General features: G+C 61.6%; 11 protein-coding genes. 5 read left to right on the top strand and 6 right to left on the bottom strand.

Annotation, left to right across the window (positions count from 1 at the left end; all coding sequences use genetic code 11):
• Positions 1 to 8 precede the first annotated feature (8 nt).
• The gene (locus EWM57_RS14050) at positions 9 to 941 is read left to right on the top strand and encodes a hypothetical protein (RefSeq protein ID WP_129921791.1); all 933 of its coding nucleotides are present in this window, start codon (positions 9 to 11) and stop codon (positions 939 to 941) included.
• 78 nt (positions 942 to 1019) lie between these two features.
• Here the strand turns inward: EWM57_RS14050 and EWM57_RS14045 are convergent, their stop codons facing one another.
• Positions 1020 to 2582 (bottom strand): OmpP1/FadL family transporter, encoded by a 1563-nt coding sequence (locus EWM57_RS14045; RefSeq protein ID WP_129921790.1) that lies wholly within the window; start codon positions 2580 to 2582, stop codon positions 1020 to 1022.
• Between the two features lie 61 nt (positions 2583 to 2643).
• Positions 2644 to 4014, bottom strand: a complete 1371-nt coding sequence (locus EWM57_RS14040; RefSeq protein ID WP_129921789.1) for a hypothetical protein — start codon at positions 4012 to 4014, stop codon at positions 2644 to 2646.
• Between the two features lie 207 nt (positions 4015 to 4221).
• Here EWM57_RS14040 and proS point away from each other — a divergent pair, with 207 nt between their 5' ends.
• A complete protein-coding gene (proS, locus tag EWM57_RS14035) occupies positions 4222 to 5697 on the top strand; it encodes a proline--tRNA ligase (protein ID WP_129921788.1) in 1476 nt (491 codons plus the stop codon).
• 147 nt (positions 5698 to 5844) lie between these two features.
• Here the strand turns inward: proS and EWM57_RS14030 are convergent, their stop codons facing one another.
• The gene (locus tag EWM57_RS14030) at positions 5845 to 6402 is read right to left on the bottom strand and encodes a DinB family protein (RefSeq protein WP_129921787.1); all 558 of its coding nucleotides are present in this window, start codon (positions 6400 to 6402) and stop codon (positions 5845 to 5847) included.
• 75 nt (positions 6403 to 6477) lie between these two features.
• On the bottom strand, positions 6478 to 7071 hold the full coding sequence (locus tag EWM57_RS14025) for a Crp/Fnr family transcriptional regulator (protein WP_129921786.1): 594 nt from the start codon (positions 7069 to 7071) through the stop codon (positions 6478 to 6480).
• Between the two features lie 129 nt (positions 7072 to 7200).
• Between EWM57_RS14025 and EWM57_RS14020 the strand changes: the two genes are divergently transcribed.
• Both EWM57_RS14020 and floA read left to right on the top strand, forming a co-directional pair.
• A complete protein-coding gene (locus EWM57_RS14020; RefSeq protein WP_129921785.1) occupies positions 7201 to 7668 on the top strand; it encodes an NfeD family protein in 468 nt (155 codons plus the stop codon).
• A gap of 73 nt (positions 7669 to 7741) precedes the next feature.
• Positions 7742 to 8746, top strand: a complete 1005-nt coding sequence (gene floA / locus EWM57_RS14015) for a flotillin-like protein FloA (protein ID WP_129921784.1) — start codon at positions 7742 to 7744, stop codon at positions 8744 to 8746.
• An 83-nt stretch (positions 8747 to 8829) separates the two neighbouring features.
• On the opposite strand, the gene EWM57_RS14010 is transcribed toward floA, so the two are convergent.
• On the bottom strand, positions 8830 to 10875 hold the full coding sequence (locus EWM57_RS14010) for an OmpA family protein (RefSeq protein ID WP_129921783.1): 2046 nt from the start codon (positions 10873 to 10875) through the stop codon (positions 8830 to 8832).
• Positions 10876 to 11137: 262 nt separating this feature from the next.
• On the opposite strand from EWM57_RS14010, the gene EWM57_RS14005 reads away from it, so the two are divergent.
• Positions 11138 to 13162 carry a hypothetical protein gene (locus EWM57_RS14005; RefSeq protein WP_129921782.1) on the top strand — a complete coding sequence of 675 codons (2025 nt, stop codon included), beginning with the start codon at positions 11138 to 11140 and terminating at the stop codon, positions 13160 to 13162.
• 158 nt (positions 13163 to 13320) lie between these two features.
• Here the strand turns inward: EWM57_RS14005 and EWM57_RS14000 are convergent, their stop codons facing one another.
• Positions 13321 to 14151, bottom strand: coding sequence for a hypothetical protein (locus tag EWM57_RS14000; RefSeq protein ID WP_129921781.1), 831 nt, complete (start codon positions 14149 to 14151; stop codon positions 13321 to 13323).
• Positions 14152 to 14257 lie beyond the last annotated feature (106 nt).

Below are 14257 nucleotides of genomic sequence, written 5' to 3'. Positions count from 1 at the left end.
TGTTCTCTATGCGCTACCGACTGCTTCTGTTTGCCCCACTCCTGCTCCACCTGCTGGCTTGTTCCAAGCAGGATTCGGGCCCGCGGCTGGACCTAGTGGGTAGCACCCGCTACACCAGCTTCGACCGGACCATCAGCACGCCCGGCGACACGGTCACGTTTAAGCTCTACAGTGACGTGCGCAGCGCAGATAAGCCGCTGAAGGCCGTGCGGATTTTTGTCACTTACGCCCCCGTGAAAAACCCGCTGAATTATCCGGCGGGCTACGACGCGACCAAGGCTCCGGCTGACCCCGAATTCACTTTTCTGGATTCGACTATGCCAGCCTCGGCCAGGGAGTTTGTGCTGCAAACCACGATTAATGCCCGCACGACTTCGGGCCGGGAGCAGTGGCGCTTCGAAGCCGAGGATGTCGACGGCAACCGCGTGAGTCGGGGTTTCCGGCTGCAGCTGCGCAACGCGGATTCCCTGCGCCTCAACTACCACCGCTACACGGCCCAACTCCAGGCGCCCGGCGACGGTAACCGCCGTAGCTTCCTGGCCCTGCTGCCGGGCCTGACGCTGCCCCGCTACACTGTGCGCACCAACGCCGCCAACCAGGCCCTCATCGACTTGGTTTACGCCTCCGATGCTGCTGGCATCTACCTGGCGGCCCCTAACGACCCGATTATCAAGCACACCAAGGGTTGGAACCGGTCCACGGAGTTCCGCAACACGGGTATTGATCAAAACGGCTTCAACAGCACCGACACGGAGCAGGAACTCATCAGCGCCTTTGGCGGGGCCAGTGAGCTGACTCCCAAAACTCGTACGGGCCCGATTGCCAAAGGCCGCGTGTATGCCTTCCTCACCACCGAAAAGAAGTACGGTCTACTATATGTGCAGGACATTCTCACCGCCCCCGTCCCGACGGTTTTGCTACAAGTACACATTACCAAATGAGAATCTAGCAGACCGCTGAAAACAATAAGGGCACTCCCATCGGAGCGCCCTTATTGTTTTCATGATTCGGTGAAATGCTTAGAATGTGGTCCCCACCGTGACTGAAGTCGTGAAGCGGCTGCCATCAACGCTGATGACCGGGGCCGCATTTTTGGCCAGATAGTACGACTGGCTGTAGCGCTTCTCTAGGCCGTACACGCCAGCCACATCAATAAAGAAATTGCCTTGCCGCAAGCCCAGGCCGCCGGTGAAGTACTGCTGGGTCCGGTCAAAGTCATTGGTTTTGTATGGGTCGCCGTAACGGGCGTAGCCGGCGCGCACCCGGAAGATGTCCAAGCGAGCTTCCCCGCCGAAGCGCAGGTTCATCGCCGAGCCGTAGAGTGCCTTCACGTTGTTGTTTTCCACGTCAAACGTGTAGGTGTTGTTCGTTTCTTCGTCGCTGCCCAGTCGCGCTTGGTTGTAGTTAACGTATTCCACGTCCCCGGTCAGGAAGCCGTGCTTGCCGATGGTAACCGCTGCCCCACCCGAAGCCCGGAACGGAGTCGTGAGAGAATACGTGTACTCGCCCGGCGTAAGTTTGACAGAGGCCGACAGCGGCGTGCCAGGTTGGGGTGCCGCCGTAAAGCGGGTGTCGAGCGAAGTGGAATAGTTGTCGGTCAGGCGCATAAACGTGGGCGTCTGAATCGAGCCACCCACGCGCAGGGCATCGTTGAAGCGGTAAATAGCGCCTACTTTCAGGTTGAAGCCACTGCCCCGGGTTTCAAGGTTGTCGCGGCGCACTAAACTCAGAAAGGGCGTGGTATTGGTCGGATCGTTGGCTTCCTGCTCCTCAAATGTGCGGGTTTCGTTGTAGCGCACCGTCGTGATGCCCAGGCTAGCCCCTACGTAGAGCTTATTGCGGTAGCTGGCCCCATAGGCAAAGTCGAACTGGTTCTGGGAGCCCGTACTCAGCACCGTCTCATTCTGCAGAATAGGCCCGGTCCGCCGAATAGTTGACAGCGAATCCTGGGTCTTGTCCTTTTTCTTCTGGTAAAAGCCCGTCAGCAACGCCCCGTAGGCCAGCCCGTCGAGGGAGTAGTAATCGTTTTTGTTGTACTGGTTAGCAATGTCGTCGTAGGTACCGCCAATTCCATCAATGGTCCCGCCAACCAAGTTGGGGTTGCGCAGCCGCTCGAAAAAGGACCGATCCTCACTTACCGTATTAGTGTAGCGGTACTGCGTATTAAAGTCGTTGAGCCGGCTGAAGCCCACTCCAAAGCTGCCCGAGCGCCAGTCAGAACTATTGTCGTCGTCGGCCAGCCGGTTGGTAAAGACGGCCCCAAAGCTGCCGATGTGGAAGCTATTGCGGTTGTCGGTAAGGCGAGAACCCGAGCCCACGGGCTGAGCTTCAGTCTGCCCCAGACCCAGGCCGGGTGTGAAGCTGAACTCAGAGCGTTGGAACATGCCCAAACCCGCCGGGTTGCTGTTGAGGTTGCCCAGGTCAGCGCCCAGGGCTACGTTGGCGCCCCCGATTCCCAGCGTGCGGGCAGGACCACCAAACTGAAGCCGCGAATATCGCAGCGCATCCGTTTCGTTTTGGGCAAAGGCGTGGCTGGCCAAACCCGTGAGGGCCAAGCCAAGCCAGTATTTGACGTTTTTCATCAAAGAAAGGAAGTAGCCGAAAGCTCGGCTGTTCACACTCAGTTAATTGCCAGCAGATTGATTACTGGATGCGGCCCCGGCCGCGGGAACCGCCACCGTCGTTGCCACCCCCGCCTCCGCCACCGAAATTACCGCCCGGCGAATAGCTGCGCTCCTGCCGCATCGGCTGCTCCATCTGCTGGCGGGGCTGGCTGAAGTCGTTGTTCGACATGCGCTGGCGAGTTGGGCGCTGCTGCTGCTGCTGTTGTTGCTCCTGACCGCCACCGGCTTGGCTGGGCTGCATGTCGCGGTAGCGGCCCCGGCGGGGCTGCGTGTAGTCCTGCGGCGTGGTTGGCATCACGTCGGTGCCGGCATTGCCGTTCTCACTCACCCGGCCTCGGCCGCGCGCAGGCTGCATATCCAGGCGCGGCTGGTCAGTACCGCCGTTCATCTGCTCCAGGCGTCTTTCCCGGTCCTTGATTTGCTGGTTGGTTAGCTCTCGGCCGTCATTGTTCAGGCTGCCCATCGGCTGCCGGACCGGCATATCCTGCGGAGCCCCATTGCCGGAATTATCCATGATCCGGCCCCGACCCCGGCCGGGCACTACGGCCGGCTGATTGCCATTGCCGCCGTTCAGCAGACCACCGCCGGTCGTAACGCCGCCGTTGGGGTTGGCAACGCCGCCCTCGTCAATGCGGCCGCGGCCCCGTCCACCATTGGTAGCGCCCACCGACGACGATACGGCTTCCCGGGCCCCATCACGCCGTGGTCCGTAGTTGGTTTTACCGCCGCCATAGGTGCCATAGCCGCTGTAGAGGCCATTGCGGTACCCGTTGCGGTAGCCATCATAATATCCACCGTAGCCGCCGTAGCCGTAACCGTAGCCGCCATAGCCCGGGTAGCCGTAGTCGTAGCGCCACGGGTTGTAGTAAGGCCGGTAAAAGCGGCCGAAGCCGATGTTAATATTGATGTAAGTGCCTCCGTAGGCGTAAGGGCTGTAGAACGGGTCATAAAACGAACCGTAGTAGCCGGGGCCCCAGCCGTAGGGCGAGTAACCGCCGCCGTACCAGAAGGGGTCGGTGTAGGCAAAATCGTAGTAGCCGTAGCCAAAGCCCCGATACGTAGGCTGGTTGAAGCGACGGATGCGGGCTGCGTAGCTGTAGTCGTCATCATAGTACGCGGTGCTGCCCGTGCCCGACGAGGAAGAGCCGCCGCTGCGGTACTCGGGGTTGACGGCTTCATCGGTGCCCGCATTGGCATCGGTGCCGCGGTCGGGTTGAGTGTCCTGCTGACCGTAAGAAGCTATGGAAGCCGTAGCGTTCTGCGTGGTGCGGTCCTTGGATGAGTAATATACGCCGTCATCCTCGGTGGAGGTGAGCTGCGAGGTAGTGGCACAGCTGCCCAGCGTAAGCAGGGATAGGGCCGGTAAAAATGCGGTTAAGATCTTTTTCATGGCTGCTTGCGCGTAAAGGAGGGCCGGAAGGGGAGAACGAAGGAACCGTTAGCCGGAAGAGGCGCCACGGAGCCAAATGGTTGTCTGACCGCTGCTGGGTACTCCGGTTTATTTTTAACGTAATTTGGCGGCTAAACGGTGCCAAAAGCCGAGACAATTCTTGTACCAGCTTTCGGAACTATTCCGTCTACCAAAGATACCCCGAATATGAGTAAAAGTTTGCCCAAGCGCAGTGAAGATTATTCTCTGTGGTACAATGAGTTGGTAAAGCGGGCAGGCCTGGCCGAAAACTCGGCCGTGCGCGGTTGCATGGTCATCAAGCCCTACGGCTACGCCATCTGGGAGAAGATGCAGCGCCAGCTCGACGATATGTTCAAGCGCACGGGCCACCAGAACGCCTATTTTCCCCTGCTCGTGCCTAAAAGCATGTTTGAGGCCGAGGAGAAGAACGCCGAGGGCTTCGCCAAGGAATGCGCCGTGGTAACGCACTACCGACTGCAAACCGACCCCGACAACCCCGGCAAGCTGCGCGTGGACCCCAACGCCAAGCTGGAGGAAGAGCTCATTATCCGTCCTACCTCGGAGGCCATTATCTGGAGCACCTACAAAGGTTGGATTCAAAGCTACCGGGACCTGCCGCTGCTCATCAACCAGTGGGCCAACGTGATGCGCTGGGAAATGCGTACTCGTTTGTTTCTGCGCACCGCCGAATTCCTGTGGCAGGAAGGCCACACCGCCCACGCCACGGCCGAGGAAGCCATTGCCGAAACCCGCCAGATGCTGGATGTGTACGCCCAATTTGCCGAGGAATGGATGGCTCTGCCCGTAGTGAAGGGCGTGAAGTCGGAAAACGAGCGGTTTGCCGGCGCCCTCGACACCTATTGCATTGAAGGCCTGATGCAGGACGGCAAAGCCCTGCAGGCCGGCACCTCGCACTTTCTGGGGCAGAACTTCGCCAAGGCCTTCGACGTGCAGTTCACGAACAAGGAAGGCCAGCTCGAGCACGTGTGGGGCACGAGCTGGGGCGTAAGTACCCGCCTGATGGGGGCCTTGGTCATGGCGCACTCCGACGACGAAGGCCTCGTGCTGCCGCCCAAGCTGGCCCCGATTCAGGTGGTTATTGTGCCCATCTACAAGGCCGGGCAGCTGGAAGAGCTGGCCGAGCGCATCCGTCCTATTCAGATGGGGCTGCTGGACCGCGGCATCAGCGTGAAGTTCGACGACCGGGACACCGAGCGGCCGGGCTTCAAGTTTGCCGAGTGGGAGCTGAAGGGTGTGCCCGTCCGCATTGCCGTGGGCATGCGCGACCTAGAAAGCGGCACGTTGGAGGTGGCCCGCCGCGACACCAAGCAAAAGATGAACCTGCCTCTGGCCGACATCGTGGACAGCGTAGCGGCTTTGCTCGACGACATTCAGACTAACATCTACAACAAAGCCCTGCACTTCCGCGAAACCCACACCACCCGCGTGGACACCTACGAGGAGTTTAAGCAGGCCCTGGAAGGTGAAGGCGGCTTCGTGGTGGCACACTGGGACGGTACCTCCGAAACTGAGGAGCGCATCAAGGAAGAAACCAAGGCTACCATCCGCTGCCTGGCCCTGAACGAGCCCGACGAGGAAGGTGTGGACATGCTGACCGGCAAGCCCAGTGCCCGGCGCGTATTCTTCGCCCGCGCCTACTAAGCGTTAAGCTGCGGGCTGCTAGCCTAAAAAGCCGCGTCGGATGCCTTATTTGGCTTCGGACGCGGCTTTTGGCGTGTTAAGAGCACGCCCTGCTGAATACTTACCACGTCACTTGCCGGAAAAAGTATCCGCCAACGGCCCCGGCAGCTACGCCAGCTCCGGGCGCAGCTGCTGGTGCACCCGTCCGGCTTGCTGGATGTGGCGCTCCTGGTGGGCCACCACGAACTCGAGAGTGTCGCCGATGCTGAGTTTAAGCAACTTGAAAAACTCGACCGAAACGGCTTTGCGGCCCAGGTTGGCCTGCCGGGCGCAGTCCAGCAATGCCAGCAGCTCAGTCTGGTGAGCCAGGAATTCCGCCAGGACAGCTTGGTCCAGCCGGCTTTGGTTGGGGTTCATGCGGGCCAGCGTCTTTTGCAGCTTGCGGTTCTCGGGACGCACGGTTTCGATGGACTTGCGGCCCAGCCAGCTGAACTTAAACTCGGCCGGGGGCGCGGCCACGGGCTGAGCCAGGGCCTGGGCTAGTTGGGCGTTGTAGTAGCGGCTGTAGCGGTTTAGGTGCTCCAGGCACTCCAGAATGCTCCAGCTGTCGGGGCCGGGCTTGAAGTTGAGCAAGGCGGCGTCCAGGGGAGCAAAATCAGCGCTGACAGTGGCGTGAAGGTGCTGCACCCGTTGGTGCAGCGTGCGGATAAAAGTGCTGGCGTTCATAACGAGAAGAGCCTGGGGTAGAGATAGGCAAAGCTCTTTCGCCCGGCCGTGCCAAACCTTGATTGGAAGCAAGATTTAACGCAGGCGGCTCAGGGTTTCGGGCGTCATGCGCAGGTAGGAGGCAATGTACTTCTTGGGCACCAGTTGAAACAAGTGGGGGCTACGGGCCAGCAGCCGCTCCAGGCGCCGCTCGGGTTCGGGCAGCAGCAAATCAATTTCCCGCTCGATGCGCCCCATTACGGCCCGCTCCAGTTCCAGCCGCCAAAACCGGGCGAAGTTGGGCCGCGCCTCCATTATGGCCGTAAAGTCAGTGCGGCTGATGCCAATCAACTCGCTTTTGCGCAGGGCCTGGATGCAGTATTCCGACGGCAGCCCGGCCACGAAAGACGGAAACGAGCACACCAGCGTGTTGGTGTAGGCAAAGCCCACGCAGATTTCCTCCGCCCGGCTCGGGTAATAGATGCGCAGGGCGCCCTCGTTCACGAAGTAGAGGTGATGCTCGGTCTGCCCGGCCTGAATCAGGAAGTCGGCGCGCTTCAGGCTGGCGTATTTGCGCCACAGCCCCACGAAGGCAGTGATGTCGTCATCGGTCAGGAAGGGCACCTGCCGCAGCAGGGCCGCCAGCAGGTCGTGGGCGGAAGAGCTCGGGTCGGAAACGGGGGCCGGCATACGGGTACGACGTGTTTGGGGCAGCCTCGGGCGCGCGGCCGGGCCTCCGACGAAGCTACGCACTAGCTGCTTTAGTCCCGTCGGTTTCTGCGTATCTTTCCCGCAGCCTCACCTTTTCAACGTTGCCCCATGGATTGGATAAGCATTGCCCTGCTCCTGCTTTTCGGCCTGCTGTTTTTGATTGCGGAAGTGCTGTTTATTCCGGGCACCACGGTGGTCGGACTGGTGGGCTTTGCGCTGCTGGCGGCCGGCATCTGGTTTGGCTACCGCGACCTGGGCCCCAGCGCCGGCCACATCACGCTGATTACGGCCGTGGTGCTGGCGGGCATTATTCTCTACATCGGCCTGCGGCCCAAAAATATGGCCCGGCTGGCGCTCAACGACGTCCACGACGGCCACGTGCGCGACGCCCGCCTGCCCGACGTGCAGCCCGGCGCCACCGGCCGCGCTTTGTCGGCGCTGCGGCCCTCGGGCACGGTACTCTTCGACGAGCACCGCCGGGAGGTCGTGACCCGGGGCGAGTTTGTGCCCACCGGCGCCGAGGTGCGGGTACTGCGCATCGAGCAGAACCGGATTGTAGTGGAGGCCGTGGGCTAAGCGGCGGCTTGCCTGTTCCGCTATTATTTCTCCGATTTAAGCGCCACCTTGCCCGCCAACCTTCCCTCTCTCCATGAATAATTTTCCCGTCGTTCCGGTTGCCATTGCCGGCGTTGCCCTGCTCGTCTTTCTGTACTTTTTCCCCATCAGCCTCTGGATTACGGCCATCTTCTCCGGGGTGCGCGTGAGCTTGTTTCAGCTCGTGCTGATGCGGGTGCGCAAGGTGTCGCCCACGCTGATTGTCAACTCGCTGATTACGGCCACCAAGGCCGGCCTGCAGGTCAGCTCCAACGAACTGGAAACTCACTACCTGGCCGGCGGCAACGTACCCAGCGTTATCAAAGCCCTGATTTCGGCCGATAAGGCCAACATCCCGCTCACCTTCAAGCAGGCCACGGCCATCGACCTGGCGGGCCGCAACGTGTTTGAGGCCGTCACGACGTCCGTCAATCCCAAGGTGATTAACACGCCCAACGTGGCGGCCGTGTCCCAGGACGGCATTCAGCTTATCGTCATTGCCCGGGTTACGGTGCGGGCCAATATCACCCAGCTCGTGGGCGGGGCCGGCGAGGAAACCATCCTGGCCCGGGTCGGCGAAGGCATCGTGACCAGCATCGGCTCGTCGGTATCGCACAAGGAAGTGCTGGAGCACCCCGACCGGATTTCCAAGCTCGTGCTCAGCAAGGGCCTCGACGCGGGCACGGCCTTCGAAATTCTCAGTATCGACATTGCCGACATCGAAATCGGCACCAACATCGGCGCCAAGCTTCAGATTGACCAAGCCAACGCCGACTTGAAAGTGGCGGAAGCCAAGGCCGAGGAGCGCCGGGCCATGGCCGTGGCCGTGGAGCAGGAAAACCGCGCCAAAACCCAGGAAGCCAAAGCCCGCGTGGTGGACGCCGAAGCCGAGATTCCCAAAGCCATTTCCGACGCCTTCCGCTCCGGCAACCTCGGCATCATGGACTACTACAAAATGCGCAATGTGCAGGCCGACACCGACATGCGCGACTCCATTGCCAACCCCGGCGGCCAGGGTGGCAGCGCCAAACCCGGCCGCGAGGAAGGCCGCCTGAGCTAAGCTTCCGTCAGGTTAAGCCGCAACGCAAAAGCCCCGACGTACTGCTACGTCGGGGCTTTTGCGTTGCCCGAAGATAGGCCGGCTTACTTCTTCGTAATCCGGAATTCTACCCGGCGGTTGAGCTTGCGGGTTTCTTCTTGGTCGTTGCTGGCAATAGGCTTGGAGCCGCCGAAACCCTCGGTGGTGATACGGGTGCCGGCAATGCCTTTCGAAACGAGGTACTTTTTCACCTCATTCACGCGGTCCAGGCTCAGCTTCACGTTCAGCAGTGGGTCACCCTGGTTGTCGGTGTGGCCCTCGAGCTTGATTTCCACGCTCGGGTAGTCGCGCAGAATGCGCACCAGGCGCAGCAGTTCCGGATAGGAATTCTCCCGCAGGTAGTACTTGCTCTGGGCAAAGAAGATGTTGTTCAGCTTGATCGTCGAACCCACAGCAAATGGCACCAGAAACAAGTCCTGGGTGATTTCGCTGTATTTCTGCTTGTCGGTAGCGTCCAGGTTGTCGCTTTCCGCCAAGTAGTTGTTGGCCTCGGCGCGGTAGCCGTAGTGCGAGCCCGAGGGCAGCACGATGGTGTAGGAGCCATCTACGGGGCTGGTTTCGGCCACCCCAATTTCTTCCCCGGTCAGCAGGTTTTCGTAGCGGATGGTGGCCGCCACGGGCTTCTGCGTGGCCGCGTCGAGCACTCGGCCCCGCACCAACGTCACCACTTCGGGCTTAAACTGGGGCGTGAGGTTGATGCGGAAAATGTCGCGGGAGTTGTCGATGCCCTTGCGCGACGAGACCAGGTAAGCGTCTTCGCCGGAAGCGGCCAGCGTGAAGTAGCCGTCGAAGTCGGGGGAGTTGATGCTGGCTCCCAGGTTGCGGGGCTTGCTCCAATTGGTCCAGGTGTCGTCGAGGCGCTTGGAGTAAAAAATATCCGCGTTGCCGTAGCCGCCGTGGCCTTCGGAGGCGAAATACAGGGTCTTGCCGTCGGCTGCCAGGAAGGGGGCAAACTCGGGCTTCTTGGTATTCACCGAAGAGCCCAGGTTTTTGGGGCGCGACCAGCTTCCGCCGGGCTGCAGAAAGCTGACGTAGATATCCTGCTCACCCTGCCCGTCTTTGCGGGCCACGGCCATCAGCAGCACTTTGCCTGAGGTTCCCAGGAAATAGTCGACGTGCTCGGGGTCGTCGTTGTAGAAATCCTCGATTTCAATCTTGACCGGCATGCCCCAGCCCGTTTTGCTGCGGCGCGAGATGCTGGCCCCTTTCGGGTCGAGGGTGCCATCGGGTCGGTACACGTTGATCAAGACCACGCTGTTGCCATCCGACGATACCGAAGCCAGACCGTTGGGACCGGGCGTGTTGATGGGGCCGCCGATGTTCTTGGCCTGGTTCCAGGACTTCTTGGCGGCATTGGCCAGCGTGCTATACCACACGTCCTGGGCATCTTTGGCGCCGCCCACGTTCTGCGGGCTGTTCTGGCGGGCAAAAAACAGCGTTTTGCCGTCGGGGGTGATAACCGGGTGGGTGTCGACGTACTTCGAGTTGACGTTCGGACCCAGGTTCACCATCGAGGAGTCGAAGCTGACGCCACCCTCGGGAGGCGCGGCCACAAATTCCTTTTTCACCATCACCTCGGCCACGTCGGCAATGCCGATGGCGTCAATCTGGTTGACGCCGTTGACGGCCTTGGTGTTCATGGTTACGATAACGCCGATAGTGCGGTAGGTGCCAGCGGCGAAGGTGGCCTGCAGGGAGCGAAACTGCTCGGGAATCGGGCCCGGGCTGGTGTTTTCGTAGATCTGGTGCTTGTTGCCGCGGGTGTCGACGAGCTCGATTTTGGTAACCGAGCCGGGGTTGAAGTTCTCGACTACCGTCACCTGCTTGGCAATCAACGACTTGCCAAATCGCACCTCAATAAACTCGTTGCTGCCTTCCTTCTTGGGAATCCAGGCGTCGTTGTTGATCTGGCCCAGGGGCAGGGCGTTGGGCTCGCCCAGGACTTTTTCGGGAGAGAAGGCTTCTTTGCCCTCGGCTTTCTGCGAAGACACGGCCACCACTTTCGCGGCCCAGATAGCGTGCTGCGCCTGCGCTATGCCCATTCCGCTCACGACCAACCCCAACGACAGAAAAAGTTTCCGAACAATCATAAGCTACATATGACAAAACAAAGGCCGGATCAGTGGCACTACGGCCAGTCCGGCATCCCCGAACACACAAGACGTCCTGAGCCGCCGGGACGTTACGATGCTCCGGGACGGCCGCGTCAAAAATAGGCAGTACAGCCCGGGTTAGCCATTATTTTTTGCGCGCCGGCCGGTACCGCCGCCGCTGGTTGCGGCCCGGGTGCCGATTGGCTACCTTACGCCCAAGGGGCCGCTCGGTGCCGTTGTGCCCTATTACCTGCCAGTTATGCCTTGCCGCGGCGTCCGCTTTCCGTTTGCCTTCCTGGTCGGCGTCCTGCTCGAACTGGCCACGGGATGCATGGGTATGGCGCAAGCTCAAGGCACGGGGCCGACGCCGCTGCTTCCGCCCCCGCCCGATTCGCTGCTGCTGCTCTCGTTTCGGGCCCGGCGCGTGGGTGTGAGCACCTACGCCCAGCAAACCGACCTGCGGGGCGGCGCCCGGGTTACGCCCAACCAGAATCTGAGCTACCGCCTGCTGAGCGAATGGCTCTACGACGAGCGGGGCCGACCCTCTTTTGTGCGCGAAGACTACCTGACCCACATGCTGCACACGTTGCGCCTAGGCCGGGGCTGGCAGGTGGGGCAGCTGCTGCACTACGAGCAGAGCCGCGCCAACGCCACCCGCTCCGGGGCCTGGCTGGCCCGCCTGGGCTACCAGCACCGCCTGCGCCCCCTGGGTGCCGCCGATACGCTGTCCACGGCCCGCTACGTGCTGTTTGGCGGTCTAGGCTACGACGCCCGCAATGGCCGCCAGGATTTGGGGCCTTCGTACGGCTTGGAGGTGACGACGCTGGTGTATCCCGACCGGACCTCCACCCAGCCGGTGGCGCTACGGCTCTACGGCACCCGCTCCAACCTGGGCCCCCGCATCTGGCAGCGCAGCATCGCCGAGGGCTTTTATGAGCGCACTTTCGATGCCTACTCCACCGGGGCGCTGCGCCTGGGCTACCGCTCCAACCGGGCCGAGGACTACGTGCCGGGCAACGTGCAGCGCATTCAGAGCGACACGGTGGCCACCCAGCTCACCTGGGCCTACCGCCTTGCCGACCGGGTCTCGTTCCGCTCCGATAACTCCTTGGTGCTGCCGAGCCGGGCGTTTCTGTACCGGCGCCTCACGGCCGAGGCTGATACGGTGCAGAACCTGCGCTACCGTCAGCGGGAACTCGACACCCGCCAGGAAGTGCGCATGAGCAGCCGCAAGCTTCAGTTTATGCTCAGCTTCAACTACCGGGAGCGCAACCGCAGCTACGCCCTCGACAACAACCGCAGCCTCTCGCCCGCGTTGCTGGAAAAAGCCACCGCCCGCGAGCAGGTCAAGGATATCACCGAGAAAACCACGCTCTGGCAGTCGGAGCTGACGTGGCTGCCCCACCCCCGCCACGCCCTGACCCTGCTCGGCTCGGCCCAGCTCTTGCGCGTGGACACGCCCAGCCGGGAAAATGAGCAGGACCGCGACGAAGCCCAGCACCTGCTGCGCCTAACCTGGGTGGGCCGCTGGGCCGGGGCTTTCCGCACCACGCTGGCGCTGGGAGCCGAGTACCGGCAGTTTGTGTTTATCAAAGCCGCCCAGAGCGGAGAAAACTACACCGACCGGCTGCTGCACTGGGAACCGGGCTTCACCTGGGCGCCGGGCCGCTTCAGTCTGAAATCGACTTACCACCTGTGGGTGAGCTACCAAGTGCGCGACCGGGCCAGTGAGCAACTGAAAAACCGGGCCAGCCGGGTGCTCGAGCAGCAGCAGAACCTGAGTTACCAGCTCAGCCCGCGCCGCCTGCTCACCCTGGACTACGTGCGCCGCGAAAACCGCATTGGCCTGCTCAACTGGGCCCGGTTTCGGGAAAGCCCCCTGGACACCACCATCACCCACGATTTGCTCGGGGGCGTGCGCCAGGGCTGGAGCGGGCGGCGGGGCCAAAGCAGTCTGCGCCTAGGCTACCGCTTTCTGGAGCAACGCACCCACGGCCGGGCGGCTCTGCTGCACGATGGCAGCTCCCCCACCCTCATCTACCTGCGCAACGTGACCCGCCAACACGGTCCTGACCTAGCCTACGAGCGGCAAACCAACCAAGGCTTCGTGCTCACGGCCAGCCTGTGGCTGCAGCAGCTGCGCACTTTCTACCGCTACCGGGAAGGCCAGGGCCTGTACGCGGGCACCAGCTACACCCCCGCCGAGCTGGCCCGCCAAACCCACAACCTTTACCCCTACTTCGAGGTGGCCGTCAATTGGCGGGTGGGCAGCTGGCGGCGGTAAAGCGGCCCGAAATGCCAACGCCCCCTCTCCGGTAGGAAAGGGGGCGTTGGGTTTCAGACAAAGAAGCTCGACAGGATCAGCAGGTGTTTGCGTTCAGTCTAAGCCAACAAGCTCGCCCGAACATCAAACTCACTATTTCACCATCTTACCACTTCACCTTAGGGCTGCAGCGTGAAGGTGCGCGTGACGGAGTTGAACGGACCGGGAATCATGGTACCGTTGGCGTCTACCAGCTCCAGCTTCACCGTGTTCTGGCCGGCGGGCAAGCCCTCCATCATGTAGGGAGCCCACTGGTCGAGCATAAACTCGGTGCCGTTGATGGTGGCCCGCACCTTGTTGCCGTCGGGCGAGAGGGTGGTGTTGACCAAGTAGAAGTCCAGCATCACCTTCTTGGCGTCGGCGCCGGAGTAGGTGTCTTTCGGCCGGCTGTAGAACAAGTGCGGCGCACTCAGGTCGGCGTTCAGCGGGGTGGCTTTGGCCGCATCACCCACCGTGATCAGGCGCAGGTCGTAGGCGCCGCGGTGCTTGAGGCTCTCGTGGTAGGAGCGCGACAGGAACGACAGCACCACGTGCTGGCCGTCGGCAATGGGCTTGGTAAACTCCGTGGTGTAGTGGGCCGTGTAGGGCTCGTTGTCCACGATGTTGTGGATGTGCTGGCCCTTCTCGGACGTAGCCATTTCGCCGGCGTGCATGCCGCCGGTCATCTTCGTGAGCTGGAAGTTGGTGATGTCGTAGTCGAACGGCACGTTGCCGCTGGGCACCGTCGAGCCCGTGACGGGCGACTTCAGCAGCAGCTGGGCTTCGGGCATTTTGGGCGAGTCGGTGAAGGGCGTCAGGCGCAGGCCATTTTTCTCCATCGAAGCTGCCGTGCCGCTCGAAATTGAGCTCACAGTCGCATTCGTACCAGACTCTTGTTGCTGTTTGGCCGTATCGCAGGCGGCCAGACCGAGCAGCATCGCGCTGCTCACCAATAAAGCAGTTGCTTTCATGTGGGGAAATAAATGGAAGGGTGAACAAGACCGCCGGACCGTTTGTCCAGCCGCGTTCCGACATCGAAACGACGAGTGATTTTTTAGTACCTTGCGCAATACGTAA

Source organism: Hymenobacter persicinus (assembly GCF_004167665.1).
Classification (GTDB): domain Bacteria; phylum Bacteroidota; class Bacteroidia; order Cytophagales; family Hymenobacteraceae; genus Hymenobacter; species Hymenobacter persicinus.
This window is presented reverse-complemented; position numbering and strand designations above follow the sequence as displayed.

What these genes read in the sequence shown, in the direction of transcription:
- EWM57_RS14050 (WP_129921791.1), top strand. Translation starts at nt 9, where the DNA reads ATGCGCTACCGACTGCTTCTGTTTGCCCCACTCCTGCTCCACCTGCTG.
- EWM57_RS14045 (WP_129921790.1), bottom strand. Translation starts at nt 2,582, where the DNA reads ATGAAAAACGTCAAATACTGGCTTGGCTTGGCCCTCACGGGTTTGGCC.
- EWM57_RS14040 (WP_129921789.1), bottom strand. Translation starts at nt 4,014, where the DNA reads ATGAAAAAGATCTTAACCGCATTTTTACCGGCCCTATCCCTGCTTACG.
- proS (WP_129921788.1), top strand. Translation starts at nt 4,222, where the DNA reads ATGAGTAAAAGTTTGCCCAAGCGCAGTGAAGATTATTCTCTGTGGTAC.
- EWM57_RS14030 (WP_129921787.1), bottom strand. Translation starts at nt 6,402, where the DNA reads ATGAACGCCAGCACTTTTATCCGCACGCTGCACCAACGGGTGCAGCAC.
- EWM57_RS14025 (WP_129921786.1), bottom strand. Translation starts at nt 7,071, where the DNA reads ATGCCGGCCCCCGTTTCCGACCCGAGCTCTTCCGCCCACGACCTGCTG.
- EWM57_RS14020 (WP_129921785.1), top strand. Translation starts at nt 7,201, where the DNA reads ATGGATTGGATAAGCATTGCCCTGCTCCTGCTTTTCGGCCTGCTGTTT.
- floA (WP_129921784.1), top strand. Translation starts at nt 7,742, where the DNA reads ATGAATAATTTTCCCGTCGTTCCGGTTGCCATTGCCGGCGTTGCCCTG.
- EWM57_RS14010 (WP_129921783.1), bottom strand. Translation starts at nt 10,875, where the DNA reads ATGATTGTTCGGAAACTTTTTCTGTCGTTGGGGTTGGTCGTGAGCGGA.
- EWM57_RS14005 (WP_129921782.1), top strand. Translation starts at nt 11,138, where the DNA reads ATGCCTTGCCGCGGCGTCCGCTTTCCGTTTGCCTTCCTGGTCGGCGTC.
- EWM57_RS14000 (WP_129921781.1), bottom strand. Translation starts at nt 14,151, where the DNA reads ATGAAAGCAACTGCTTTATTGGTGAGCAGCGCGATGCTGCTCGGTCTG.